The 24624-nt window shown below is 34.6% G+C and carries 27 protein-coding genes and 2 pseudogenes; 19 read left to right on the forward strand and 10 right to left on the reverse strand.

Going from position 1 to position 24624, the window contains the following annotated elements:
- The first annotated feature begins 188 nt into the window (after positions 1-188).
- From DK866_RS01090 to DK866_RS01120, 7 genes are all read left to right on the forward strand, one after another.
- Complete coding sequence (locus DK866_RS01090; protein WP_109407365.1) at positions 189-920, forward strand: DUF3944 domain-containing protein; 732 nt, start codon at positions 189-191, stop codon at positions 918-920.
- Between the two features lie 39 nt (positions 921-959).
- Positions 960-1640, forward strand: coding sequence for a helix-turn-helix transcriptional regulator (locus tag DK866_RS01095; protein WP_109407366.1), 681 nt, complete (start codon positions 960-962; stop codon positions 1638-1640).
- 26 nt (positions 1641-1666) lie between these two features.
- Positions 1667-1885 carry a hypothetical protein gene (locus DK866_RS01100; RefSeq protein WP_109407367.1) on the forward strand — a complete coding sequence of 73 codons (219 nt, stop codon included), beginning with the start codon at positions 1667-1669 and terminating at the stop codon, positions 1883-1885.
- A 52-nt stretch (positions 1886-1937) separates the two neighbouring features.
- The gene (locus DK866_RS01105) at positions 1938-2387 is read left to right on the forward strand and encodes a hypothetical protein (protein ID WP_109407368.1); all 450 of its coding nucleotides are present in this window, start codon (positions 1938-1940) and stop codon (positions 2385-2387) included.
- Positions 2388-2476: 89 nt separating this feature from the next.
- Positions 2477-2692 (forward strand): hypothetical protein, encoded by a 216-nt coding sequence (locus tag DK866_RS01110; RefSeq protein ID WP_109407369.1) that lies wholly within the window; start codon positions 2477-2479, stop codon positions 2690-2692.
- A gap of 120 nt (positions 2693-2812) precedes the next feature.
- Entirely contained in the window at positions 2813-3232 is a 420-nt protein-coding gene (locus tag DK866_RS01115) for an antirestriction protein (RefSeq protein ID WP_109407370.1), read from the forward strand.
- Positions 3233-3359: 127 nt separating this feature from the next.
- On the forward strand, positions 3360-4196 hold the full coding sequence (locus DK866_RS01120) for a DUF932 domain-containing protein (RefSeq protein ID WP_109407371.1): 837 nt from the start codon (positions 3360-3362) through the stop codon (positions 4194-4196).
- A 183-nt stretch (positions 4197-4379) separates the two neighbouring features.
- Here DK866_RS01120 and DK866_RS01125 read toward each other — a convergent pair whose 3' ends face one another.
- Together DK866_RS01125 and DK866_RS01130 are read right to left on the reverse strand one after the other, a co-directional pair.
- Positions 4380-4994, reverse strand: a complete 615-nt coding sequence (locus DK866_RS01125) for a hypothetical protein (RefSeq protein ID WP_109407372.1) — start codon at positions 4992-4994, stop codon at positions 4380-4382.
- 3 nt (positions 4995-4997) lie between these two features.
- Complete coding sequence (locus tag DK866_RS01130; protein WP_109407373.1) at positions 4998-5360, reverse strand: mCpol domain-containing protein; 363 nt, start codon at positions 5358-5360, stop codon at positions 4998-5000.
- Positions 5361-5482: 122 nt separating this feature from the next.
- On the opposite strand from DK866_RS01130, the gene DK866_RS01135 reads away from it, so the two are divergent.
- From DK866_RS01135 to DK866_RS01155, 5 genes are all read left to right on the forward strand, one after another.
- Positions 5483-5824 (forward strand): hypothetical protein, encoded by a 342-nt coding sequence (locus tag DK866_RS01135; protein WP_109407374.1) that lies wholly within the window; start codon positions 5483-5485, stop codon positions 5822-5824.
- Positions 5825-5841: 17 nt separating this feature from the next.
- Entirely contained in the window at positions 5842-6393 is a 552-nt protein-coding gene (locus tag DK866_RS01140) for an ABC-three component system protein (protein WP_109407375.1), read from the forward strand.
- Positions 6380-6616, forward strand: coding sequence for an ABC-three component system middle component 6 (locus DK866_RS01145; RefSeq protein WP_109407376.1), 237 nt, complete (start codon positions 6380-6382; stop codon positions 6614-6616). The genes DK866_RS01140 and DK866_RS01145 overlap by 14 nt, the downstream gene beginning before the upstream one ends.
- The gene (locus DK866_RS01150; RefSeq protein ID WP_109407377.1) at positions 6603-8294 is read left to right on the forward strand and encodes a DUF2326 domain-containing protein; all 1692 of its coding nucleotides are present in this window, start codon (positions 6603-6605) and stop codon (positions 8292-8294) included. The genes DK866_RS01145 and DK866_RS01150 overlap by 14 nt, the downstream gene beginning before the upstream one ends.
- A gap of 438 nt (positions 8295-8732) precedes the next feature.
- Positions 8733-9092 carry a hypothetical protein gene (locus DK866_RS01155; RefSeq protein ID WP_109407378.1) on the forward strand — a complete coding sequence of 120 codons (360 nt, stop codon included), beginning with the start codon at positions 8733-8735 and terminating at the stop codon, positions 9090-9092.
- 39 nt (positions 9093-9131) lie between these two features.
- Here DK866_RS01155 and DK866_RS01160 read toward each other — a convergent pair whose 3' ends face one another.
- The 3 genes and pseudogenes from DK866_RS01160 to DK866_RS01165 all read right to left on the reverse strand — a co-directional run bounded on the left by DK866_RS01160 (position 9132) and on the right by DK866_RS01165 (position 11060).
- A complete protein-coding gene (locus DK866_RS01160; protein ID WP_109407379.1) occupies positions 9132-9668 on the reverse strand; it encodes a hypothetical protein in 537 nt (178 codons plus the stop codon).
- Positions 9669-10217: 549 nt separating this feature from the next.
- A pseudogene (locus DK866_RS20295) lies at positions 10218-10313 on the reverse strand (type I restriction-modification system subunit M N-terminal domain-containing protein); the annotation flags it as partial.
- Between the two features lie 177 nt (positions 10314-10490).
- The gene (locus DK866_RS01165) at positions 10491-11060 is read right to left on the reverse strand and encodes a hypothetical protein (protein WP_109407380.1); all 570 of its coding nucleotides are present in this window, start codon (positions 11058-11060) and stop codon (positions 10491-10493) included.
- Between the two features lie 167 nt (positions 11061-11227).
- Between DK866_RS01165 and DK866_RS01170 the strand changes: the two genes are divergently transcribed.
- Positions 11228-11410 carry a hypothetical protein gene (locus DK866_RS01170; protein WP_109407381.1) on the forward strand — a complete coding sequence of 61 codons (183 nt, stop codon included), beginning with the start codon at positions 11228-11230 and terminating at the stop codon, positions 11408-11410.
- Between the two features lie 239 nt (positions 11411-11649).
- Here DK866_RS01170 and DK866_RS01175 read toward each other — a convergent pair whose 3' ends face one another.
- Positions 11650-13080 carry a DNA translocase FtsK gene (locus DK866_RS01175; RefSeq protein ID WP_109407382.1) on the reverse strand — a complete coding sequence of 477 codons (1431 nt, stop codon included), beginning with the start codon at positions 13078-13080 and terminating at the stop codon, positions 11650-11652.
- Positions 13081-13220: 140 nt separating this feature from the next.
- On the opposite strand from DK866_RS01175, the gene DK866_RS19795 reads away from it, so the two are divergent.
- Entirely contained in the window at positions 13221-13373 is a 153-nt protein-coding gene (locus tag DK866_RS19795; RefSeq protein ID WP_162556964.1) for a hypothetical protein, read from the forward strand.
- A 187-nt stretch (positions 13374-13560) separates the two neighbouring features.
- On the opposite strand, the gene DK866_RS01180 is transcribed toward DK866_RS19795, so the two are convergent.
- From DK866_RS01180 to DK866_RS20285, 3 genes and pseudogenes are all read right to left on the reverse strand, one after another.
- Positions 13561-14028, reverse strand: coding sequence for a hypothetical protein (locus tag DK866_RS01180; protein ID WP_244179632.1), 468 nt, complete (start codon positions 14026-14028; stop codon positions 13561-13563).
- 644 nt (positions 14029-14672) lie between these two features.
- Positions 14673-15461 carry a MipA/OmpV family protein gene (locus tag DK866_RS01190; RefSeq protein WP_109407385.1) on the reverse strand — a complete coding sequence of 263 codons (789 nt, stop codon included), beginning with the start codon at positions 15459-15461 and terminating at the stop codon, positions 14673-14675.
- Between the two features lie 24 nt (positions 15462-15485).
- Positions 15486-15653: pseudogene (locus tag DK866_RS20285) on the reverse strand (MBL fold protein); the annotation flags it as partial.
- A 5-nt stretch (positions 15654-15658) separates the two neighbouring features.
- Here DK866_RS20285 and DK866_RS01195 point away from each other — a divergent pair.
- Entirely contained in the window at positions 15659-16192 is a 534-nt protein-coding gene (locus DK866_RS01195) for a LysR substrate-binding domain-containing protein (protein ID WP_244179640.1), read from the forward strand.
- 101 nt (positions 16193-16293) lie between these two features.
- Here the strand turns inward: DK866_RS01195 and DK866_RS01200 are convergent, their stop codons facing one another.
- Complete coding sequence (locus DK866_RS01200) at positions 16294-16878, reverse strand: histidine phosphatase family protein (RefSeq protein WP_109407387.1); 585 nt, start codon at positions 16876-16878, stop codon at positions 16294-16296.
- Between the two features lie 447 nt (positions 16879-17325).
- Between DK866_RS01200 and DK866_RS01205 the strand changes: the two genes are divergently transcribed.
- From DK866_RS01205 to DK866_RS01225, 4 genes are all read left to right on the forward strand, one after another.
- A complete protein-coding gene (locus DK866_RS01205; protein ID WP_109407388.1) occupies positions 17326-18876 on the forward strand; it encodes a methyl-accepting chemotaxis protein in 1551 nt (516 codons plus the stop codon).
- 1947 nt (positions 18877-20823) lie between these two features.
- Positions 20824-22350, forward strand: a complete 1527-nt coding sequence (locus DK866_RS01215) for an L-lactate permease (RefSeq protein WP_109407390.1) — start codon at positions 20824-20826, stop codon at positions 22348-22350.
- Positions 22351-22470: 120 nt separating this feature from the next.
- A complete protein-coding gene (locus tag DK866_RS01220) occupies positions 22471-23190 on the forward strand; it encodes a (Fe-S)-binding protein (RefSeq protein WP_099659343.1) in 720 nt (239 codons plus the stop codon).
- 11 nt (positions 23191-23201) lie between these two features.
- The gene (locus tag DK866_RS01225) at positions 23202-24623 is read left to right on the forward strand and encodes a LutB/LldF family L-lactate oxidation iron-sulfur protein (protein ID WP_036934851.1); all 1422 of its coding nucleotides are present in this window, start codon (positions 23202-23204) and stop codon (positions 24621-24623) included.
- The last annotated feature ends 1 nt before the right edge of the window (position 24624 follow it).

Consider the following 24624-nt stretch of genomic DNA (forward strand, 5'->3'; position numbering starts at 1 on the left):
TACTATTTCAAATATTTTTCAGATATATATTAATCACTCGAAGCCAAACAAAAGGCTTTATCATTGAAACGACACACCCTGTCGTTTCAGTCTTTTTTATTTGTCGAAAATAATCAATTTGCCTGCCATATCCTGTCAGGCGGGTGTTTTATAGTAATGCCATCTTATATTTAATGAGGTATACCAAGATGGCAACTTATCGTATTGATGCAGATTTATCCTTTATTGGGCAATGCAGTAATGAAGACCTCTCGTTATTATTATCCGTCTTAACGCATGATGTTAAAGACGGTGAAAAACGGTGGTCTGAAACCTTAACAAGCACGCCTGAATATCAACTCTTCTACCCTAATCACCAGAAATACTGGCCTGCTATTTGCGCTGAATTACAAACCTATGGTGCCAATAGTGTCGTCAGTTTATTTCGCGGTAATAAAGGCGTGCTGTATCGTGAAATATTAACGGACGTCTGTGATAAGTTGGCGGTGAATTACGCCAAAAACAGTGAAACAGAAACCATTGAATTAAATCTTTTATTAAAAGTCTTTGAAAAAAGCTTAGATAACATGACACAGGAGGAATTAAAAACACTGGCTCAAGAATTACAATTAAATCTCACCAATCCCACCCCGCAATTGGTGTTAATTGCCATGCAGGCCGCCATCAGAACATCCGGTTTTGCGGCCTTAGAACTTGCGACCTTATCCGCTATCAGTGTGATTAATGCTTTAGGCGGTGTCGCGACCTTTGGCACGCTGTTTGTGGCTCAACGCGCGCTGTCGTTTATTGCCGGTCCTATTGGTCTCGCACTCAGTTCTGCTTGGTTACTGTCTGATATCGCAGGCCCCGCCTATCGTGTCACGGTGCCGGCTTGCATTATTGTGGCTTATTTACGCCAAAAACACCTTTCTCACGACTAACGTCATTTTTCGCTTGTTGGCTTTAACGGAATAACGTCTATGTCATTGTCTCAACATCGTCATGACCGTTTAGCACAACGGTTAGCCTTTATTATTACGCAGTTGTTTAAAGGTGAAACGTTGTCGCTGACGGCATTGGCACACAAGTTTAATGTGTCAGTGCGTACCTTACAGCGTGACTTTAATGAACGATTGATTTATCTCGACTTGGAATACAAAGACGGCTGTTATGGGTTAGCAAAATCACAACGTCTTTTTAGAACCGATAAAGACATTCTGCAATTTGCGTCCATGACAAGTATGGTGCCGTTCTTTCCCTCTCTCGATAGAAAGCTTATTTCGGTGTTATTAGACACCGAAGAAGCTCCGCCTTATCTAATTTATCACGAGGCACCTCAGCATTCGCCTTCGCTGTTTGGCGCGTTCGCTGTATTGACGCAAGCCATTATTGATAAACGCTGTATTCAATTTTTGTATCGCGATACGACCGTAAAAGGGATTGCGCCTTATAAGCTGATTTACTTTGATGGCTATTGGTATTTTTGTGGTGCCAAAGAGAAAGCGATACAGGTTTTCTACATGAAAGAGATGAGTGATGTGTTTGTCACTCAACGTACCTTTATTAAACAAAAGGAGATAGAACACCTAATACAACAACCCCAATTTATTACCGCATTACCTCACTTTCACTATATCAAGGCACTGACTTCGCCCTCTTAGTCCAGTGAGCAATAAGGAGTTTTATGATGTTTTCATTCAATCGAGGTGTCGCAAGCCTACTCGGTACTGTCACTACGCTTTATCTCGCCTACCAAGCCCAAGCACGCTGTAAGGTGAATAGGTTACACGATGATGTTTCCATTCCCTTACAACGCGCGGTGCGACTGCTGATGGCCTTTATGACGGTGGTGATTATCGGTGGGATATCTGACGCCATGATAAAAGCCACTTTCTCTTCTTTATAGGTGATACGTATTTTTCATTATCGTATGAATAATTTAATTAAGGAATTTTATGATGTTTAAGAAAATCGGTTTATTCGTGATGAGTGCAGTGATTATTCCTTCCGCAAGTGCCCTTTATTTACCCGGTGAAGTTCAACCTGACCGTTATACCTATTATTTAACCCCTGAATTTGCACAAACGTTAAAAATGGAAAATGATAAACGGGAAGGTAAATGGCGTGCAGGATTGCCAGCAGGACAACTTATTTCAGAAACTGATTGGCGAAAATCAGGAAATAAGCCCGCCCCAAAAGCGATTACTTGTATCAGCAGTATTTACTTTAATACGGGGGCACAAGCGAATTGGTTAAAAGTGGCGTGTTTAGATAACCAAGGTCTTGAGTACAGCACGTCACGTCAATGGCCTGCTAAATCCATTGCCACTAAAGTGTGTAAAGTAGGTGAACCACGCTGTGAGTCATTTTTAACCTTACAATCGGATACATGGTCTGGCCCTCAATGAGTCAATATAGGTTGATAGTGTTATTAACATCAACACGTTTCCCTTTTATACGCCACTCACATTGAGTGGCTTTTTTTTGAGGTTTTTCTATGTCGTTATGTCGATGGGTTGCCCAAGCCAGTGGGGCACTCGTGGTTTTAGCGTCCGCCTACTGTGCCCAAAAAGCGGTGGATGAAGCGTTACAGCAACGCCCTGAACTCAGTGATGATAGCCGTCAAACAGCCCGTTTGGGTGCGGCGTTTACGTGTGCCGTTATCGTCGGCAGTGTGGTGGATAAAAGCATACAAGCGCTTTTTAAACCCTAACTATCGCGATGGGCCGTTGGTTTTACTCACTCCATCCTGATTTGCTTTCATTAACATTTTAATCCCTATAACGAGGCTCATCACGCCTCGTTTTTTATGCCCTCAACAAGGAAATTTATCATGTCTTCAATTGAACACGTTATCTCTAAAGAAGTTTCGTTACACCATCGTGATAATTTTTGGTTTCAGCACTTTGGTGCTATTCCACAATGGTTAAAAATAGAATCCGTTATTTTTCACACCTTCGGCCAATTATGCCCTGATTATCACGGCGGTTTTTGGTCGTTCTGTACGTTATCAAATCAAGGCGCTTACCTTTACCCGGATTTGCCTGAAGAGAAACTGCTATTAATCAATCCGTATAATGGGCATGAAGCGCAGGTTTCGCCTCACGCGATGGGCATTGTCGTGTGCTTATTAGTTTTCAGCTTGTGGTCATTTAAAACAGAAAGTGAGGTGATGTGTGAACGTTTTTATCAACTGAGGGATTTTGCTTCGCAACACCCCGAAGCAGACGCCATCTTTTACTTGATTGATTAATCTATTTTACGTTTTCTTCTCCCTCTATATTTATCCCGTTTTTCTTATCTTTGTCTGCATTACTTCACTGTATTTAACTCGTTTATTTATCTCACCCTAACCCAATATATTATTTAAGGAATTGATGATGAGTCGATTAGCCTCACGCTTTGGGCGTGCCAACAGTATTCGTCGTGACCGCCCGTTAACCATTGAAGAATTATTCCGTACTGTACCGAGTGTTTTCTCTGAAGAAAAACATGAATCCAGAAGTGACCGATATACTTACATCTCAACCATTACCTTACTCGATAGCCTTCAAAAAGAAGGTTTTTATCCTTTCTTTGCTTGTCAAACTCGAGTGCGTGATGTGAGTCGTCGGGAGCATACCAAGCATATGTTACGCCTACGTCGTCATGACCAAATTACAGGAATACAAGTGCCTGAAATCATCTTACTTAACAGTCATGATGGCTCAAGCAGTTATCAGATGTTACCGGGCTTATTTAGAGCGGTGTGTCAGAATGGACTAGTGTGCGGTGATACCTTCGGTGAAGTACGTGTACCGCACAAAGGCGATGTCGTCGGTAAAGTGATTGAAGGCGCTTATGAAGTATTAGAAACCTTTGATTCGGTGGCAGAAAAGCGCGAACAGATGCAGTCACTATTGTTACCGCCACCAGCACAACAAGCCTTGGCACAAGCAGCTTTAACTTATCGCTTTGGTGAGGAACATCAACCTGTTACAGAAGAACAAGTATTACAGCCTCGTCGCTGGGAGGATAAGAAAGATGATCTGTGGACGGTATACCAACGTTTACAGGAAAACTTAATTAAAGGAGGATTATCGGGTAGAAATGCGAAAGGTAAGCGGGCTCGCACTCGTTCAGTGAATGGTATCGATGGGGACATTAAATTGAATAAGGCGCTGTGGGTGATGACTGAAAAGATGCATGAACATTTTTCTGGCAGAGGAAGAATATAGATAATAATAGTAGCACATTGTTTTTCATCAAATAATGTGCAGCTATCTATTTGATAAGCAGTTTTATTTTTTGGTTAAATTAATATAATTTCTACCACCAATACACTAAATATTCGCATCCGTTTAACTAAAAATCTAAAATTAATTTCCAATCCCCTTTAGCTACGATATTAACTTGTAAAATCAATAAAAAGAAACGTCTTTATGAACATCATTACTTACTTGCTCTAACCTAACCCTACCAATAGTTTTTCTATCGGTGAAATAAAAACCTGACAATTCCAAAATAGAGTTAGAATTTGCATACTTTGTTCTAACATCAAAGATAGTTGAACCTGTATATGCTGGTCTTGATGGATCTTGAGGAATTGATCTATATACATAATAAAGCCTATACTGCCCACTTTCTAGCGACGGCGTTGTTTCAAGCGTTACTGATTTCGAGGTTTCAGTGTGAAGTATAATTTCTGTTTTGAGCAACGATTGCTTAACCGTCGCTTTTGCTTCTATTACTTGACCTGTTTCCGTGGTTATTTCGCCCTCCCAACTTCCATTTAAATCTGGGTATAACGACTTATTAAAATATTTCAATATGCTCCAAAAGAGCCTTGAAGTTGATGCTGTTGTTAATAATATAACAATAATAAAACTTACCCATGGTGTTATACTAATTACTCTGATTAAAGGTAAATCACTATCCCAATAATGCTGTAAAAACTGATAACTCAAAATACTAACAACCGTAGTTAGAATCGCTGAAAATCTTAATAGTTTAATAAAGTCGATTATTCTAAACATAAGTTACATAACCATTAAATTACAGAGTTGATTTTTACCATTACTTTTTGCTGAAATTAATGCTATGTAAGAATCTTTTAATGAATCACCAACCCCCATAGAAAACGTGATGCCAAAATCTGAGTTTTTTTGAATCTCCTCATATATAAGCTCTATATTGACAGTATCATCAAAGGAATATCCTGCTACACCATCCGCAGCACAGAATATTATAGCGAATCCATTATAAGCTAATATTTCAGATATTTTTGAAGTTGCACTATTTACATATTCATTAATTGATATCAATTTCGTCACATCATTTGAAAGATACGATGAAGTTATTTTTTGGCCTACATCATCTCCATCTATTGTTACGTAAACCATACTCCCTCCCCCCTTGATTATAATTTTTACTAATATTAAACATCTAATAGAAAATTCTTGTTTACCTTATAAGAGCAGCTATTATAAACATATTGTCCACATGTATAGAAGCTGAGATAAGAATGCAAGGATTTTGGGAAATTTTTGGTAGTGCACCTTTTGTGGCTATTGCTTGGATCTGTACAGTTGCCAGTTGCATCTATGCCTTCGTTCAAAAAAATAATGTGAGTAATATCAAACAAAAATTCAATGATCTAATAATTCAAAATAATACTCTTCAGCAAAAGAACGAGTCTTTAGAAATCTCCAACAGCGAGTTAAAGATTCAGAACACCACCCTTGAACAAAAAATAATCACAACAGAACAAAATGATGTTCACGATAACTATCAAAAAGTACATCAACATGGCCAAAATAATTTTAACCAAGGTGTCATAAAAGGCGACTTTATTTACAACAAATAAGAGTCCTAGGCTTATATATGTGCGAAACAAAATTTGATATAAAAAAAATAGAAGGTGACTTCTACCATATGACAGCCCCAGAAAATAATGTTGACTCAATTATAAACATTATCATTGGTGATATTGCATCTGCTAAAGTGAAAATTGACCATAGTGATCGATCTTTTCCTGCTAATGTTACTACAAAAATCAAGCACAATATGCTTAATAATAGGCGTCGTATAGTCTTGCAATACAAATCATATTCTTCTCATGTTGAAAGAGCCTACACTCTTGCTGAGCAAAATATAATCAACGGAAAACAATCAGCTATGGAGCTGTTGAATGAAATGTACTGCAATTCACTTGAGAAATATGAAATTGATTCTTTTGAACCTGATATAACTAAAGTACGACAGCATGCAGATGAAATCATCAACGATGTAATTAAGCAACTTAGGAAGTTCGTTTATAATTCTGCCAATGTAACTCAATATAAAGAACAAGTAGAAATTGGCCTAAATGTTGTTGTGGCACATGCATTTGTTGAGTGTTGTATCTTGGAGAATCCTAACCATGCTACCGATTAAGGGCTCTCATCCAAAAATGAACGTACTCTATATAGGTGGCTTTATTCTGGAAAATCTTCATAAGCACAAAAAAAAGCGCATGACGATCACTCAACTAATGAAAATTGGGAGTAAAGAGCTTTCTGTTTCTGTAGACCACATTATTTTAACATTAGACTGGCTGTATATTATTTCAGCTATTGGTTACAATGAAAAAGAGATTTTTATCAATGAAGCTACTTAGGTTTCTCTTGGAAATAGATGGAGAAGAAATACGAGAAATATTATTTCTCAATGACTTAAATATAATTACAAGTAAAAAGAAATCTGATGAGCCGGGAAATAGCGTTGGTAAATCAACTTTAGGCAGAATTCTTGATTATTTGTTTGATGGTTCAATTAAACCCATCTACATTGATGAGGAATTTCAAACACCTAAACAAGAAATTGAACAACTTTTTACTAATAGTGAAGTATATGCTTCACTAGAATATTTAGGTTTAGACAATCAACACACCGTTATTAAACGTAGACTTTCTGCAAATATAGATCTACAAAACTATATTTTGAATGGACTCGAAGTAAAAAGTAAAGAATATATTTCTCACATTATGGCTAGTATTTTCAATGTATACTCAGCTAAACCAACTATCAGAAAACTTGCTCCAAAATTTTTTAGAACAACACAGCACCGTATGACAAAAACAGTTAATTTTGACAACAGCAAAAACGTTTCTAAGTCAGATATCAATACTGTTTTTTTATATTTATTCAACTTTAATGACACTGAAATTCTTAGTAAAGCCCATAAACTGAAAACAACTATCAAGCGTTATGAAAAAAATCTAATAGCATTCAATAGTGTAATTACTCAAGATAAAATAGTTGGCTCGATATCTAAAATAAAACGAGAAATTGCTAAATTAGAAAAGTCACTTTTATCATCTGAAAAAAGCATCAACAAGCTAGAGATTGTATCTAGAATCAATGCAATTGATGATGAACAAAACTGCTTATCCGATGAAATTTTATCGCTAGACTTAAAGATAAAAAACATTTTAGAAACCAATAAAATACTTAAGAATAATGAACAACTACATTTACTAAATGAGCTACAAGTAATTTATGAGTACGCATCAGTTAAAATAGAATCTGCACTTGAAGATTATCAACAAGCGCTTGAGTTCCATGCCCATCTATTAAACACTAAGCGCGAATTCGTTTCTCATGGATTAGATAAGCTTCAAGAGGAACATGCAAAAGCAACATTAAAATTTAGTCAACTTAAAAATCAAAAACTGAACCTTTTCGACGAGCTCAAATCAAAAAAGAAAATAGAAGAAATTTCTGATGCAGTTAAAGAAATTGGTAATTTAAACAAAGAACTAGCCAAATTAACCGCCATTATTGATAAAAAAGATGACATCAATTCGAAATTAGTAATTGAAAATCTACACTTAACTGAGTTGTCAAAAGAACTAGAAAAAGAGCTTACTAGCGTAACCTCTTTTGAACAAGAATATATAGAAAATTTTAAAGATTACACTCTTAATTTTTATGGTGTTGAATACAATTTTAGTCTTCATTTAAACCAAGAAAAAGGCGAATGTTCCCCTCATGTAGATGATGTCGAATCAAACAACGAAGGGGGATTAAAGAGACTTGAAGTTGTTACATTCGATCTGGCATATATAAAAACAGTTTGTGATAAACACGCGATGAGGCCTAACTTTGTACTGCATGACTCTATTGATGAAATCGATATTCAGTACATCCGCAAAGTTTTTGACGAGTCAATTAAACTATCAGGGCAACACATTGTATCAATGTTATCTGATAAGTTAGTTCAAAAAGATTACCAGAAATATAAGCCTTACATCATTCTTGAACTATCTCAAGATAACAAATTCTTCAAGCTGTAATATTTATGACTACTAAATTAGTAGCCTTTTCTATAATGTCACTATTTACAGAATATCAGCAACGGAAGCAAAGTAGTAATTTCCACATTAGCTGATAAAATACCAAACTACAGTAAATAAGTACCCACTAAATCCAATGCCTAAAAATCAATCAAAATATTTTTAGGCACCTTATTAGGCACTTTTGAAAAGTTGAATTGAACATTAGCACTATAAAATCATTTAGTTAAGCGACGAATTCAGACTCCGCCAGCCCACCAAATTTGGTGGGTCAGTGATAGGACAACGGTTTCAAAAACAAGAAGTTAGCGAAATCATCAAGACTACACACTGACACAGATAGGACTCTAAATCATACGCAAATCGTACGCGGATAATTTAGAGTTCAAAAAGGCTCACTTCGGTGGGCCTTTTTATTAAGATCGACAAGGGTGAAAAATGAAAACGTCAGAATTAATTAAGAAGCTACAAGAAATAGATAAAACTGTACCTTTTGATGCTGACATTGTTACTGGTGATGATTGGCTCCCTTGTGGCGTTGAAAATGTTTACCACGCCCCACCCAATACATATATACAATTCAACTCCTATGATGCCGATGAGATGTGGGGAGATCTACAAGAAAATAATAGACGCACATCTATTGTCGAATTATCAGCGCGAGTTAGTGAAATAAATGATGTGGTAAAAATGATAGAGTCCAACCCTTCAATTACAGCCTTGGATATAATAAAGGAATTAAATTCCAGATCTAAACGGATGTCAGAAATGGCTAATTTATTGAAAGAAACAGAGTAGTTCCAATGCTCGATGGAACCGACCGAGTTATATAATCAATCAGTTATCAATTTCTGGTGCGCTATTGGTGTCCTGATTTTCTACCCCTTCTTTTTGTCTGCGTTCCTCTTCCGCTTTCTGTGCTTCTTCCATCTCACGCATTCTCACGTTATAGATTGAGCCTTCTGGCATCTGTACACGCACGGAAATAAAACGACCATCAGGGATATCAATTGGGTCGCCGTCATTGAAGTCGTCAATATCATTACGGGCAAACTCAGGCGCATTAAGATGTGTACGGTGATACGTTTTAACGAGAATCGAACCGTCTTTGTTGATTTTAGAATTACCCCATATCAACAGCTGTTTATTAACATCGAAAGGAATTTCAATACCGCCATCGACACCACCCCATCCAGCATCTGAGTTAAAACCCAATACACCTTCGATAAGATACTCACCCTGAGCTACTCGAGTAACCGTAGCACCTTCGGATTCGTCGTTAGTTGTGAATGTACCGTCAGGATTGATGTCGATAATTGGGGAGGCTTTTTTGATAAAACCGTTGCTATCTATGATTGTATTTCTTGTTCCCATAGAACATTACGGCGTTGATTCCCAGCATTTAAACACTCAGCAATTACAGCGCCATCTCCCATAATAAAAAGTTTAAATGATATGCTATTGTCATATTTAATTGAAAGACCAGAGCCATACCCACCGAAATAATTGCTACCAACAGCGGCCTCCTGAGAAAAGAAATTAGTTCCTTTCGAGTTATCTTTTACATCATTATCAGTAAAATAAGGCGCATTCGCACCTATCCCATAATCCCCCCCTATTCCACGGACGCTGTTAGTATTCTTTCCTCAGCACCAACATTTCTCTTTATACAAAATAACCTTCGCTTGTAGCTTTGCATTATTTTGTGGGTACCAAGCTAACTTTTTATTTAAAACACCAGTAATGAACTGATCTACTGAAATCGAGAATTGAGGCAAATAGTAATTATTATTTTCGTCCTGCAGCATACCGAACATTGGTAAATCGTAGGATATACAAATATCACGAAAATAAAATTCTTTGTCTTTTCTCAATTTGTGTAACCAAAGAACTCTATTAATGCCTGACGCTATGTACTTAGCCTTTCGTTCTTTGAATACTGCTACGCAGTTGATTAGCGGTATCCCAAAGGGGTTCTTCAAAGCCTTTCGTCGGTCTTTTCGCTGGTGATTTAGCCATGTAAATAGATTCTCTTTTCTTATCCGTTATAATCGGCAAGCACAGAGTTAGTGTCAGTTATTTTTACGCTAACTGCCGATAATGTATACAAAATAAGTTTAGGTAAGATTATCGTATAAAATCAGGTGGGTTTGAGCGGCTAAAGCTAACATTATATCAACCTATATAACCCAATACTTATTGCTTAAAGTTAGGAGGAGAAAACTGATAATCAACAATGTATGCACCAATAGGTCCTGTTTTTGTTGTAACCCACACTGTTCCTGTATTTTCCTTTGTTTGCGATTTTGGATCGCTAATGCACCATAAACCCCATTCTTCTGTATAGATTTCTTTTATCCGTATACCATATTCACATTGAGGGGATTTAAGGCACGGAGGCCCTGGCGATACGATGTCATATTCTGTTTGGTATTGAATTGTTTGGTCTAATGATAAATAAACAAGCACATTGAAAGTTGGAATAATAAACATAAGCCCAAGAAAGCCGCCCCAATAATAATCAATGATTACATACTTTGATGGGCGAAAGAAGGGCTGCCAAATTCCTCCAATAATCCCTGTAAAAATGGCAAAAACAATAATAATCGTCCATTTAGGAAACCATTCAAATAATACGATGTTATCACCTAAATAAAACGACAAAAATAGATAAGCTAACCAAGAGCCGTAAAGGATAATAAAAATGTAAGTAGGTAATGATTTTTTCTTACTACCTTTACTGTATGATTTGAATTGATATTCCATAGAAACCTTAATTATTTCCCTAAATTAATTATTTATTGTTCAGATTGACTACCTATTTACTTACCATAACCTTCCGTGAAAATAATAAGAACCATTATTTTAAACTCTAAAGTGACATCGATTTACTGATTGATTACATAACTAATACTGGTAAATATGATTTTTCAATGTCAAATAAAGTAAAAAGTGTGTTACTGAACGCTAAAAACTATAATAAATCAGATGAAGAAACTCTATGCCTATTTGTTCAAGAACTACAGTATTTTGGTGGTAGAACATTAGAGAATACGATCCGTCGTAACGGTATTAAATACGCCGAAATTGTAGACGATGTGGCCAAACAGCTTTAAGATTAAATGTCCAAAATCCACTACAGTTGAAGAAAAAAAAGTACTGATTATTGACTGAATAGCCGTTGTCTCATTAGTCCACAGCGCAACTAACAGTAAATATTGCTTCAATCAGAATTCATTAACATATGAACTAAACCAAACTGCATTAATGGATAGATTTGGTGGCGATTTAAATCGACACTGGAACATGGTTATATATTTATATCTACGCTACAAATCGTTAATACCCCCTAAAATTATATTAAAACAGTTCGGGTTCCATTATGATCAGGAATACTTATTAATCCTTGCATTTCTAGCTGCTCTACAATCATTGCACTTCTGTTATATCCAATTCTAAATTTTCTTTGAATACCTGATATAGAAACTCTATTTGTTTCTGCGATAAACTCAACAACTTCATAAAATAAAATATCTAACTCATCAAAATCGCTATTTTTTAATAAATAATCAGTTTTAGAGTTTAAATTAATATATTCAGCCCTTTCCCATTTTAAAGTGTAACCTATTGCTTGCCATATATCTTCATCAGTAACAAATGCACCTTGAATACGCTCTAACCTTTCAAGATAAGGTGATAAATAAAGCATATCGCCATTTCCAAATAATTCTTCTGCACCATTTTGATTTAAAATAGATCGTGATTCCTTTTTAGAAGGCATAGTAAGAGAGATACGAGTCGGTATATTAACTTTCAGTTGATTATCTATGCTCGATGATAATAGATTTCTTGTAGATAAAATAAGGTGTATTCCAACTATATTTGCTGATTGACTTAAGGTAATTAACTTACGACCAATTTCATTATTATAAGATATAAATTGAATATAATCGTCCATAACAACCATTATAGGAGTCATAACTTTCAGAAAAGGCATTGAAACATCATTAATATTAGCGGGCTTCCAAAAAGGATCTGGAATTGATCTATTGAATTTTTCTGCTTGGATAATTTTTTCATTATAATTATCAATACTTTTAACACCTAAAGCACTAAACAATTTATAGCGTTTATTCATTTCAGCTATAATCCAATCTAATGCTCTGATAACTTCAGACATATCATCAACTATTGGAAACATTAAATGAGGAAGATTAAAGTAAGGAGTCAGTTCTATTCCACTTGTATCAAATATAATCAGTCTAATCTCTTTAGGAGATAGACGATATATTATACTCATAATAATAGAATGAATTAATGTTGATTTTCCTGAACCAATAGAACCTGAAATTAATAAATGTGGGCATGGGATCAAATCAATACCGATAGGCTCCCCTATAATATTTTCACCCAACATAATCGATAATGGAGAAATATTTTTCTGTTTTAACCATTGATTAAAACATGATGAAAAAGGAATTAATCGACGATATTTATTCGTTATCAGTAATCCTATATAGGGTGTTCCTGGTAAAAAATCAATTACTTTAATATTAATAACATTAAGGGCTCGACATAACTCAGTTATCAATGATTTAACATGCATTCCTCGTATTTTAGCATCAACTTTTAATCTAAAAAGAGTAAATGATGACCCCATGAAATAATCAACCACTGACACATTTACTTTATAAATAAGTAAGCATGATTCGATAGAATGAGACATCTCATCTAATTCCTGATGTGTCCAGCAAGATCCTATTTCTTGTTTTATTAATTGATACATTGCATTATCCAAAAGTATAAATACCATGTAAAACATAAAGTTAAATCAATTAAAAACAGCTATTTTTAATCTTATAAAAAGTCTACCATTTATTAACAACAAATGCTTACTTACATTTAAAATAAAAAGTAACTGTTATTATGAAAGAACAAATAAGTCATATTGATTATCAATTTACATCAATAACTTCCGATTATGAAGAGAGAAATTTATTTGAAATTCAAGGTGATATTTATAACTATAAAGAATTTGATGAAGAAACTATTATCGGAAAATTAATATTATATTCTTAATCCAGAGGAATTAGGCATTTATGCTGGTGATTTATTAGATCTATATAACAATAAATCTGTGTTTATTGGCAATTTTCACAATAAAAAATAGTCACACATTAAAAATAAAGAGATTATTGAAGATGGAATTAGACACTTTGGCAAGAATATAATTCTCTTTGAAGTATCATTACATGTAAAACCATAATTAAGAATTGAATGGTGTGAACTGATATTCAACAATATATGAACCAATAGGACCCGTCATTGTTGTGACCCATAGTGTTCCTATGTTTTTCTGAGTTTTCGATTTTGGATCACTAATACAAAATAATGCCCCTCGTTCAGTATAGATTTCTTTTATCCATATACCGTGTTCACATCGACCAAATCTGTTGGTTATAGGGCCTGGCGATGTAATTTTATATTCTGTCTGATAGCGAATTGTATTCACTGATAATAAATACGTCAGCACATCAAATGCAGGTACTATTAATACAAAACCAGCAAACCCAGTCGAGAGGAAATTTTTAAATGCATGTTTTATTGGGCGACGAAAAATACTCCAAATCCCCCCAATCATTCCTAAAAAAACAGCAAAAGTAATAGAAATAGTCCATTTGGGAAACCATTCAAACATCACGACTCTACGGTGTAAACTTATTGACCAACCCATGTAAGCTATCCAGAGAACAAAAGGAATAAAGATAAGGTAAATAGGCAGTGATTTTTTCTTGCTATTCTTACTATATGATTTGAATTGATAGTCCATATAAACCTTATACCAGTTAAAAAATTTTTCGCAGAACATTTATCTATTAGTTTTATATTAAAACTAATTTAGTGCTTAAAAAGCCGTATGCTATACATACTTACTTTCTAATAAATATTAGTTTATAACAATCAATCCTTTATTTCAGTCTATATTTTTTCTCTCGATATTGTATATAGTTTTCATGTTATAAATTATTTTTAATAAAATATTATTAAAGATGATTAAACAACATTAAAGCAACACTATTTATAAATAGAAAAAAGATGCTGTAAATCAGCATCTTTTATTATTAAAAACATTTACTTAATAAGTATGTGAATAGTTTTTATATCTATATCCTTGAGATTTCATACACTAAGCTATTAGTTCTGGCTTTTCATTTATATTTACTTTAGCGATACCAATATCATATTTACACTTCGCTAATATATCTTGAGAGTTTTCATAGCTTACTCCTTCTTTATACCAACCTGGGCCAACAACACACCCACTCAATATAAACATGGATATAAATAAAAAACATTTAGTATTTATTTTCATGATCTTTAAAAAAGATATGATAGGCCAATTATATTTACTAATCCGTATTTCTGTTTTGTGATCGGGCTGTCTGCCATATCACCAAACAAGTAATAACCACCCGATTTTAAATTAACAAAAAACCCTTCACTTATTTTATAATTTATTCCAATTAAAATACCAGCATCCTTAATTCCAGAATTTGGTGTATAAATAGAATAATCAGTATTAAGTGCCTGTTTTTCTGTGACACCAAAATAAGCCTGACTATAGTTTTTGTTTACATATCTTGTGGATATATTCGAATCAATAGACCAATTTTTATTTATATCGAAATACGAATTAATACCAAACTCGAACCGAGTGGCATTATCAATATTTTTACCACCATAATCTCTATGACCAATAGCAGTCAGCGAATTTATATAAAAAGAATGGCCAATAATATTGTAACTTAGTTCAACACCTGCACCAGCGGCTCCTTTTAGATCTCCCATTCCTTTTAAATCTTTATTTTTACTACCAGAAAAGCCTATTTCTTCTTTACGACCCTGCATATACGTTCCAAGCAGAGCAATATGAATATTATCAAAAATATTAAATTGCCATTTTGCTCCACTGGTGCCCAGACTAAATAAACCAAAACTATTTGTTTCTGTTGTATATTGCAGCATAGCATCTGGAATTAAAATATACTTATCCGATCCTTCGTATGGCAAAGACATGCCAATGCCTGCGCCTATTTTTAATTCATCTGCATAAGAATTTGAGCAAACAAAAGCACCAAAAATGGGGAGTAAATATTTTAATGACATATATATTCCATTCTTTATTAAAAGTTATTTGTTTAATTGATTTATTAAGGATATTCTTGATTTTTCAACATATTGTTTAAGGCCATTAGCATCATAAAATGCCTTTTCATTTCCATTATTTAAATCTTTAATTTTATCTAATAAATTGAATCGATCTCCTTTACTCGCAATAAATATATCCACCTTTTGATTATTTAATACTTGATAACTGTAATGAAGAAGTACTTGATGGCACTGTAGACTTATTCTTTGCTGTTGGTGGAGATCAAAACCCAGTATCGTCTTTAAAATTTGAAACCATAGGTAAAAGTAGGCTCGTTATTATTTATGGAGAGCCATTAAGATCAGCTTTAAAAAATATTGACGATTTTAGTCTTGAACAATTGGTTTCTTATAAACATGTTTATTGCTTACCTTGGTCTCAAGATGATAATGAACTTGATAGGCAATTACGTAGAAGAGGACTATTTAGAACGATCGGATTTAAATGTCCTGAATATGCACAAGTTATACCCGCTATTAATAGCAGTCCATATATCGCTGTTGTGCCTGAACCATGGCTAGAATATCAATCACTCAAACATACCGTTTATAAAATTAAACTCGTTGATAGCCTTGCTGTAGGGCATTTATTTATGATGAATAGAAAATCAATGTTGCCGTGGAAGAAAAAAATCGTATCGTCACTTAAAGCGAAAGTTGCGGTGTACTATAAACCGACGGATCAATAACAATATGTAGAGATTTTACAAAAAAAATTCATATACTAAGCAAAAGATAAAAGTCGTTATTTAACGACCTTTATTAACTATAACTATCCATCCTTATTTAATTACTCCTTACCACAATCGTCCGACACATCATTTAACCCTTGTTGTCTTTGTTCAAAGATGATGCTTTTTTTATCACCCTCTCGGATAATTTTTAAGATATAAATACTATCAAAATCACTACTCTTCCATTTAGGGATTAATTTAGGATCTCCCCCTTCTTTCTTCATGATATCTCGTGCCACTTTGACTAAATTATCATGCTCCCATGCAATAAAAATAACTGAGTTTTCATATTGCTGGCTTAACAGGTCTTCACGTAACTCTTTTATCTCTTTAGCATGATAATGAAGATGGATAGGTAATGACATTTTAATAGCAATGGGAGAGATAGTTTGAAGTGAACGTAATGAATTACCTAACTTACTTTGTTTAGGCGCTGCTGCGAATAATGCATCAGGTTTACCAAATTGATTGATAAGTACATCAGGCAAAGCGAGGGCTCTATTTAATCCTTTACAGGTCAGTTGCCCACTTTCATTATCAGGTTTTTCACCATGTCTTATAAAAACGAGTGTTTGATCTGAATACGCCATATGACTAAACCCTAAAATAAATACGCTCAAAAATATAAATACACTGCGCATACAGCGTTACCTTTAAGTCAGTTAAGTATAAGAAGTATGGAGAGTTATATATTTAACACTAGCCATAAACTTACCTGTGCGGCTCACTCAGTTTATCATAGCCGAAAATTTTTCAGAGACGATATCTTCTTAATCTTCAAGATCAAATTAACATACATAAAAACAAGGCAAACAATTGTTAACAAAAAATAAAGAATATCTTGAGCTCTTATTAATTAACTCTCAATTTTATAAAATTGAATGAAAATTAAATACTAAGCACATTTAGATAAAAAAAGGGAGGAAATCTCTTTTTCACACTAAAAATAGTGTGTTAAAAATCAATGCAAGTCTTTTTATCTGCCTTTATTTCGTTTAATGACTAAAGTTCTGTCACTGCTTACCGATACTGTCTTTTCTTCAATAAGTTACTAATACTTATTAATTATTATTTATCCAGGGTTAAGCATGTTCTTTAAAAACGTTAAAATTCGTACCAAGTTAACTATCGCATTTACAACATTGGTAATGTTAATTATGTTAGGTTCTAGTTTTGCATTAATGGGATTGAATAGTGCAAATCAAGATATTCATGATGTCGTTGACGATATCTATCCAGCCACAGTAAAAGCCAATTTGCTAATTAATAATTTCAATGAATTTATTATCTTTCAGCAACTCACCATGCTAGATGAGCAAGGAAGTTTAGCCTCTGAACAAGAGAGTAAAAAAGCTGAGATCACCGCCAAAGTTGCTCAATTACTAAAAGAGTTAGAAGAAACGGCTCACGATGATGAGTCAAAAAAAATACTCGCTGAAGTTTATGAGATCCGTCAGAAATATATCACCTCTCAAAATTTTGTAGTAAAAGCATTTAACGAAAATAATCGGCACGCCGCTGTTAATGAATTGATCACCAAAACAGCAGGTATTCAACTTATGTATCGCGATAAACTTTTGGAATTTATTGCGTTACAAAATCAAAAAATGAATGCGGCAGGTGAAGCTGTTGAACGCGATTTTATTGAGAAGAGAGTATTTTTAGTATTATTAACACTTATTAGCATTATTTTGGGTAGTGTTTTAGGGTGGTTTATTACGAAAGGCATTACTCGCCCGTTAGATGAAGCTGTGAACTTTGCTAAAGCGATTGCTAATGGTGATTTAACACAAGAAGTAAACACTAATTATCATGATGAAGCAGGAATGTTATTGCAAGCGCTTGCTGAAATGAAAAAACATCTATTAGATGTTGTGCAAAATGTACAAAACGGTGCTGAAAACATTTCATCTGCCGCTGAGCAGATCACAGCAGGTAGCCAAAATTTAGCAGCAAGAACAGAAGAACAGGCAACTTCCGTAGAAGAAACGGCAAGCTCAATGGAGCAAATGACGTCAACGGTTAAAAATACTGCAGAGCATACTCTTGATGCGATTAATGTTGCTGAAAAAACAGAAATTGCCGTCCATCATAATGGTGAAATGATGCTTCAGTTAACGGAAAAAATGAGAGCAATCAATAATTCATCATCTCAAATGACAGACATTATTAACTTGATTGATTCCATTGCTTTCCAAACAAATATTCTTGCACTTAATGCTGCGGTTGAAGCGGCAAGAGCTGGCGAACATGGTAAAGGTTTTGCCGTTGTCGCAAGTGAAGTCAGATTACTAGCACAAAAAAGTGCTGATTCAGCAAATGATATACGTACACTGATTGAAAATTCATCAACCCAAACACAAGAAGGGATGGATTTAGTGGAACAAGCTGAATTACAGATCCAAAAAATGATCACTGATGTTGAAGAAATCAGTGCATTATTACGAGAAATTGGACAAGCAAGTAATGAGCAAAGTGATGGTATTTCACAAATCAACAATGCCGTAAGCCAGCTTGATTCAACAACGCAACAAAATGCAGGATTAGTTGAAGAGTCGGTTGCTGCCGCGGGTTCACTCAATGAACAGGCGCTCAATCTTAACAAATTAGTGAACTACTTCCAGATCACTCGCGCCTAATTCACGCTGATATTAACTTCTTATAAAGGTCACTTAACGTCATATTTAAGTGGCCTTTATATCAACGCTCCTCTCAAGCAACCGTACAAAAATAATAAATTATGACTACAATGCATACTTATTAGACACAACTGCCATGTAAAAATAGCCATTACACAGCTTCGATCCATCTTTAATTCCGATTTACAGTGACTAAAAAAGGAACCTAGCTCACACTTTGGTTCTTTTTTTATTTGTCATTTTATCAACGATGAAATACAGACAATTTTCCTAATATCAGACAGGTTGTTGTTAATTCACCCATTCTTTTAGAAAAAGAATATGGTCTCAAATGTTAAATCCTAAAACATCACTAACATAATCGCTGATTTTTGTTATCAAAATAGGGCTATTTGATGATGGAAAGAATCTTTTTATCATTAATATTCCCACAATTAATTACCCACAATAATGTCATTAGTTGTGAAAAAAATACTGATAACGAAAAAGGAAAAAAGAAGCAATGGTTACTTTCCATCAAAAGAAAATACCTCATTAGAGATTATTACGTAGTTAACGCTACAATGATTATCTGTACACTCATTTTCGGCCATCTTTTTTTCATCTTGATTATTTGTATGACAATTACTAAGGTGAAATTTATATCTCTTCTAAAAATGAGCCCAATAACTTCAAAAACATTTCATTTTTTCCCTTTTCTTTAAAAATCCATTAAAACTCTCTAAAATGGTAAACAAACTGGTTTAATAAGGCATTCTCTATTATTAAAAATAAATATATTGTCTATTTTTTTTGTGATAAAAAAATAAAAAATATAATTATACCTTTTTTTCTATATGATCGAGATCACTCTATCTATCCCGTTATGTGAGTGAATTTAAAAAGAATCATTCTCATTTATTAATTATTCTTCTCATCAAGTATTTGTTATCTCCATGATTTGTATTACAAATAAAAAACTCATAAAACTGAACAATCATGCGACTTAAGCATCAAAAAGAAGTTAATCATTGATGACAAATTTACATTAAAATTTATTTAAACAGTTAATATAAAAATATAAAATAAGTATAATTAAAAATTAAATAACAAATTAAATAACAATTAAAATCAAAACAAATAATATGAATAATTTTTAATTAAAAAATAAAACAATATAAAACAATAAAAATGCAAATAAAAAGCACTAAGGATCAAGAACAAAACAAATAATAAAAACAGAGGCATTGATAAAATTAAAACAAAAACAATCAATATTTAACTTCAAATGATTACTAATAGTAAAAAATAAAATAAAAACAAAAAATCAATATTAAGTTTATTACAAATAAGATTTAAACACTTTTAAAATAATTTAAGAAAGAAAATTTAAAAAACAAAAAAAATAAACCAAATATAAATGAAAGATAATTTTTATTTTATTTGCTAATAAAGTAAATACAATCACAATACATTAATTTATTTTAATATTCAACATGGTTATTATGGTTGTTTTTATCATAAAAAATGATATTTGCTGTCTACTTTCACTGTTCTGTTACATGGCTGGAACCATCAATATCGTTCTTTTTTTCATCAAAAACCAATTTGATAACAACATTAATAACTCAATTACATTGATGAACATCAAAAAACACGACAATTAACAAGCAAATAATGAGAAAAAAGGAATTTTTTTATATTTGTCACACAATTGATTTTATTCTATTACATCTCAATAAATATTCCCTACAATAGCCAACTAATCTAACCTGACAATTTCCTAAGTAATGATACCTTTCATTGTTTAGGTTAGTAACTATCTTTTTTTATTTATGATTTATCGTTTCAGCAAAGTAGAGCATTAATAAAACCTAGTACCCTACACAATTATATAATGACCAACTTATAGGTTTGCCAACGCAGTTATAAACGATAAAAATTGCAAACTTAAGGATAAAAATAATCATGTCAGACTATCTCTCATTCTTATTAGGTATAGTACCTTTAGCGGTTTTGATTTTTATGATCTTAAAAATGAAATCAGCCGTTCACCATGCCGTACTAGTTTCTTTAGTGATAACTGTTGCACTTGCTATTTTCCATTGGAACAACACCATTCAATTTGCCTCTGTTTCTGTGCTTTATGGCGCAATAAAAGGATTGTGGCCAATCATTATCGTGATCCTTGCTGCTATTTATAGTTATAACCTAATGTTAAAAACAGGGGGGATGGAAGTACTTAAAGATGTGCTTGCAGGAATAAGTGATGATAAACGAGTGCAAGTTTTGCTTATCTCATGGTGCTTTGGAGGATTTCTTGAAGCGGTTGCGGGGTATGGTACTGCAGTTGCCATTCCTATCGGTATTTTAATTGCACTTGGATTCGATCCTTTTAAAGCCGCTGTTGCCTCTTTAGTTGCCAATACCGTTCCTACTGCTTTTGGTGCAGTGGGTATTCCCGTTTCTATTTTGGCGCAAAACACTGGGCTTGATGTATTAGTGTTGAGTAAAACCATCATTATTCAGTTAGGATTATTCAATATCCTTTTACCTTTTGTCATCGTAGCCATTGCGGGTGGTGGCATTAAAGCAATTAAAGGTGTCGGATTTATTACCTTAATGTGTGGTATCAGTACACTAATCCCTCAATATATCGTTGCAGCCAATTTAGGTGCTGAATTACCGGCGTTTGCAGGTAGCTTAGTCAGCTTAATTGTCGTTATTTTCCTTGCTAAACGCATGAAAAACAGTGGTGACAAACAAAAAAATGTCAAAAAACACACTGGAAAAGAGTTGTTAGTAGCTAGTTCTATTTATCTGTTTACCTTTATCTTTATTTTAGCATGTTCACCTTTATTTCCTGCGATACAAAGTATGGCGGGGGCTATTTCCACCAAGATCCCGTTTGTATTAAGTGAAACACAAACTGAATATCAAACCATTGCTTGGTTAAGCACACCAGGTGTGTTGATTATTTTAGCTAGCTTTGTAGGGGGAACCATTCAAGGTGCTAGCGTTTCAACACTTATCTCTGTGCTTGTTAAAACAACTATCCAACTGAAAAACTCGATTATTGCTATCACTGCAATTGTGGCAATGGCAACAGTCATGGATTTCAGTGGCATGATTGGCAGTATTGCTGAAACCTTGGTCGATTTTACAGGTGCAGGATTTATCTTTATTGCCCCAGTGATCGGTGCATTGGGAACATTTGTAACTGGCAGTGACACTAACTCCAACGTGCTATTTGGTAAATTACAAACCAGTGCTGCAGCTAAACTTAATATTGACCCATTCATCCTGGCTGCCGCCAATACCTCTGGCGCAACGGGCGGTAAGATGATCTCACCTCAAAGTATCGCCATCGCTGTTTCAGCGACAAAAATGGATGGCCAAAGCAGTGCCATTATGCGTGAAACCTTAAAATATTGTATCGCCTATATCGTTATTCTTGGGGCTAAGATCGGCATTATTTATCACTTAATGAACTAATTAATAAGGAAAAGGGAATGAGCTTATTCCATTCCCTTCTCCTCTTATAACGAAGCAATAAAAAGAATTTTATCTTTAGTAAAAATGACAACATCTGAGCGATGTTTTGGAGTTCGATTAATGAAAGTTAATTTTTATGCGACCTGTCTTGGTGATGTGCTGAAAGCAGATTCAGCCAGAGACACCGTCTTGTTACTTGAGAAATTAGGTTGCGAAGTACTATTTCAAGAGCGCCAAGGTTGCTGTGGTCAACCCGCACTTAATAGCGGTTATGTCAATAACGCAAAACCTGCCATGAAATCGTTAATTGAAACATTAGAAGTAAATGACTACCCGATTATTTCCCCTGCTGGCTCCTGTACTTATGCCATAAAAGGCTACCCAACTTATCTTGCTGATGAACCACAATGGGCATTACGTGCACAAGGTGTTGCCGATCGTCTTATTGATTTAACCAGTTTTATTGTTAATACCTTGGGCGTTGTCGATGTTGGTGCCCGTCTTCCAGGTAAAGCGGTTTATCATCCATCATGCAGTTTAACCCGAAAACTGGGTGTTGTTAGTGAGCCTTTAACACTATTAAAACACGTTGAGGGCCTTGAAATGTTACCTTTTGCGAATTCAGAAACCTGTTGCGGTTTTGGTGGAACATTTTCTGTAAAAATGTCTGAAATTTCAGGCGAAATGGTAACCGAAAAAGTAAAACATATTATGGATGTTAGTCCTGATTATGTCATTGGTGCAGATACAAGTTGCTTAATTAACATACAAGGCCGTCTAAGCCGTGAAAAACGCCCTGTAAAAGTGTTGCACATTGCACAAGTTTTAATGAGCCAATAAGGGAGCCTGCTATGTCTATCAAAACCAGTGATATCGATTTCAGACCTCGCCTAGAACATGAAATGAAAGACACAATCATGCGTAATGCGGTCGTTATGGCACAAGAGCGCATTGGGGCTAACCGTCAAATCATGGTCAAAGAGCTGGGAAATTGGGAAGAATGGCGAGATCGCGCTGAACAAATCCGTAACCATGTTCTTGAAAATTTAGATGCTTATCTTTATCAATTATCTGAAAAAGTAACAGAAAACGGAGGTCATGTTTATTTTGCTAAAACAGCAGAAGATGCCTCTCGCTACATTTGTGACGTTGCCAAAAAGAAAAACGCGAAGAAGATCGTAAAATCTAAATCAATGGTCACCGAAGAAATTGGGATGAATAAAGCCTTACAAAATGAAGGCATTGAGATCATCGAAACTGACCTTGGCGAGTATATTCTTCAATTAGATAACGATCCACCGTCTCACATCGTCGTTCCAGCAATCCACAAAGATCGTTATCAAATTCGCAAAGTCTTAAATGAAAAACTCAATTATGAAGGCAGTGAAACGCCTGAAGATATGACACTTTTCATTAGACAACGTATAAGACAAGATTTCCTCTCTGCTGATATTGGCGTTACTGGTTGTAACTTTGCGGTAGCTGAAACAGGCACCGTCTGTTTAGTCACCAACGAAGGTAATGCCAGAATGACTACCACGTTACCTAAAACCCATATTGCTGTTATGGGTATGGAGCGTGTGGCACCGACATTTGAAGAAGTTGATCCATTAATTACTATGTTATGCCGTAGCGCAGTTGGTTCTCGTTTAACCAGTTATAACACTTGGGTGACTGGTCCTCGTGAAGCCGGCAATGTTGATGGTCCTGAAGAATTCCATTTAGTGATTGTGGATAATGGCCGTTCTGAAATTTTAGGCTCACAATTTAAAGATATTTTACGCTGTATCCGTTGTGGTGCTTGCCTTAATACGTGCCCTGCTTATCGTAATATTGGTGGCCATGCTTATGGTTCAATTTATCCAGGTCCAATTGGTGCGGTCATTTCTCCACTACTAGGGGGTTATAAAGATTTCCACGATCTTCCTTACGCTTGTTCATTATGTAATGCATGTAATGTGGTTTGCCCAGTCAAAATTCCTTTAGCTCAGTTAATTTTAAAACATCGTCGAGTGATGGCTGAAACCGGTTTAACACCGAAAGCAGAGCGCAGAGTCACAGGTATGTTTAACTACCTCAATTCACACCCTGCACTTTGGAAAGTGGGAATGAATGTTGGTGCGAAAATGGCGGGATTAATGATCAAAAATGGTTCTACACCAATCAAAATCAGTGTTCTTAATGATTGGATGGAGTCACGAGATCTCCCTAAACCGGATGGCTATAGCTTCCGTAGTTGGTTTAAACGCCATAAAGCAGAAGGAAAAAAATAAT

Source organism: Proteus genomosp. 4 str. ATCC 51469 (assembly GCF_003144375.1).
GTDB lineage: Bacteria > Pseudomonadota > Gammaproteobacteria > Enterobacterales > Enterobacteriaceae > Proteus.

Excerpts from the sequence above, each read along its gene's own strand:
- DK866_RS01090 (WP_109407365.1), top strand. The coding sequence starts at position 189 with ATGGCAACTTATCGTATTGATGCAGATTTATCCTTTATTGGGCAATGC.
- DK866_RS01095 (WP_109407366.1), top strand. The coding sequence starts at position 960 with ATGTCATTGTCTCAACATCGTCATGACCGTTTAGCACAACGGTTAGCC.
- DK866_RS01100 (WP_109407367.1), top strand. The coding sequence starts at position 1,667 with ATGTTTTCATTCAATCGAGGTGTCGCAAGCCTACTCGGTACTGTCACT.
- DK866_RS01105 (WP_109407368.1), top strand. The coding sequence starts at position 1,938 with ATGTTTAAGAAAATCGGTTTATTCGTGATGAGTGCAGTGATTATTCCT.
- DK866_RS01110 (WP_109407369.1), top strand. The coding sequence starts at position 2,477 with ATGTCGTTATGTCGATGGGTTGCCCAAGCCAGTGGGGCACTCGTGGTT.
- DK866_RS01115 (WP_109407370.1), top strand. The coding sequence starts at position 2,813 with ATGTCTTCAATTGAACACGTTATCTCTAAAGAAGTTTCGTTACACCAT.
- DK866_RS01120 (WP_109407371.1), top strand. The coding sequence starts at position 3,360 with ATGAGTCGATTAGCCTCACGCTTTGGGCGTGCCAACAGTATTCGTCGT.
- DK866_RS01125 (WP_109407372.1), bottom strand. The coding sequence starts at position 4,994 with ATGTTTAGAATAATCGACTTTATTAAACTATTAAGATTTTCAGCGATT.
- DK866_RS01130 (WP_109407373.1), bottom strand. The coding sequence starts at position 5,360 with ATGGTTTACGTAACAATAGATGGAGATGATGTAGGCCAAAAAATAACT.
- DK866_RS01135 (WP_109407374.1), top strand. The coding sequence starts at position 5,483 with ATGCAAGGATTTTGGGAAATTTTTGGTAGTGCACCTTTTGTGGCTATT.
- DK866_RS01140 (WP_109407375.1), top strand. The coding sequence starts at position 5,842 with ATGTGCGAAACAAAATTTGATATAAAAAAAATAGAAGGTGACTTCTAC.
- DK866_RS01145 (WP_109407376.1), top strand. The coding sequence starts at position 6,380 with ATGCTACCGATTAAGGGCTCTCATCCAAAAATGAACGTACTCTATATA.
- DK866_RS01150 (WP_109407377.1), top strand. The coding sequence starts at position 6,603 with ATGAAGCTACTTAGGTTTCTCTTGGAAATAGATGGAGAAGAAATACGA.
- DK866_RS01155 (WP_109407378.1), top strand. The coding sequence starts at position 8,733 with ATGAAAACGTCAGAATTAATTAAGAAGCTACAAGAAATAGATAAAACT.
- DK866_RS01160 (WP_109407379.1), bottom strand. The coding sequence starts at position 9,668 with ATGGGAACAAGAAATACAATCATAGATAGCAACGGTTTTATCAAAAAA.
- DK866_RS01165 (WP_109407380.1), bottom strand. The coding sequence starts at position 11,060 with ATGGAATATCAATTCAAATCATACAGTAAAGGTAGTAAGAAAAAATCA.
- DK866_RS01170 (WP_109407381.1), top strand. The coding sequence starts at position 11,228 with ATGTCAAATAAAGTAAAAAGTGTGTTACTGAACGCTAAAAACTATAAT.
- DK866_RS01175 (WP_109407382.1), bottom strand. The coding sequence starts at position 13,080 with ATGTATCAATTAATAAAACAAGAAATAGGATCTTGCTGGACACATCAG.
- DK866_RS19795 (WP_162556964.1), top strand. The coding sequence starts at position 13,221 with ATGAAAGAACAAATAAGTCATATTGATTATCAATTTACATCAATAACT.
- DK866_RS01180 (WP_244179632.1), bottom strand. The coding sequence starts at position 14,028 with ATGGGTTGGTCAATAAGTTTACACCGTAGAGTCGTGATGTTTGAATGG.
- DK866_RS01190 (WP_109407385.1), bottom strand. The coding sequence starts at position 15,461 with ATGTCATTAAAATATTTACTCCCCATTTTTGGTGCTTTTGTTTGCTCA.
- DK866_RS01200 (WP_109407387.1), bottom strand. The coding sequence starts at position 16,878 with ATGCGCAGTGTATTTATATTTTTGAGCGTATTTATTTTAGGGTTTAGT.
- DK866_RS01205 (WP_109407388.1), top strand. The coding sequence starts at position 17,326 with ATGTTCTTTAAAAACGTTAAAATTCGTACCAAGTTAACTATCGCATTT.
- DK866_RS01215 (WP_109407390.1), top strand. The coding sequence starts at position 20,824 with ATGTCAGACTATCTCTCATTCTTATTAGGTATAGTACCTTTAGCGGTT.
- DK866_RS01220 (WP_099659343.1), top strand. The coding sequence starts at position 22,471 with ATGAAAGTTAATTTTTATGCGACCTGTCTTGGTGATGTGCTGAAAGCA.
- DK866_RS01225 (WP_036934851.1), top strand. The coding sequence starts at position 23,202 with ATGTCTATCAAAACCAGTGATATCGATTTCAGACCTCGCCTAGAACAT.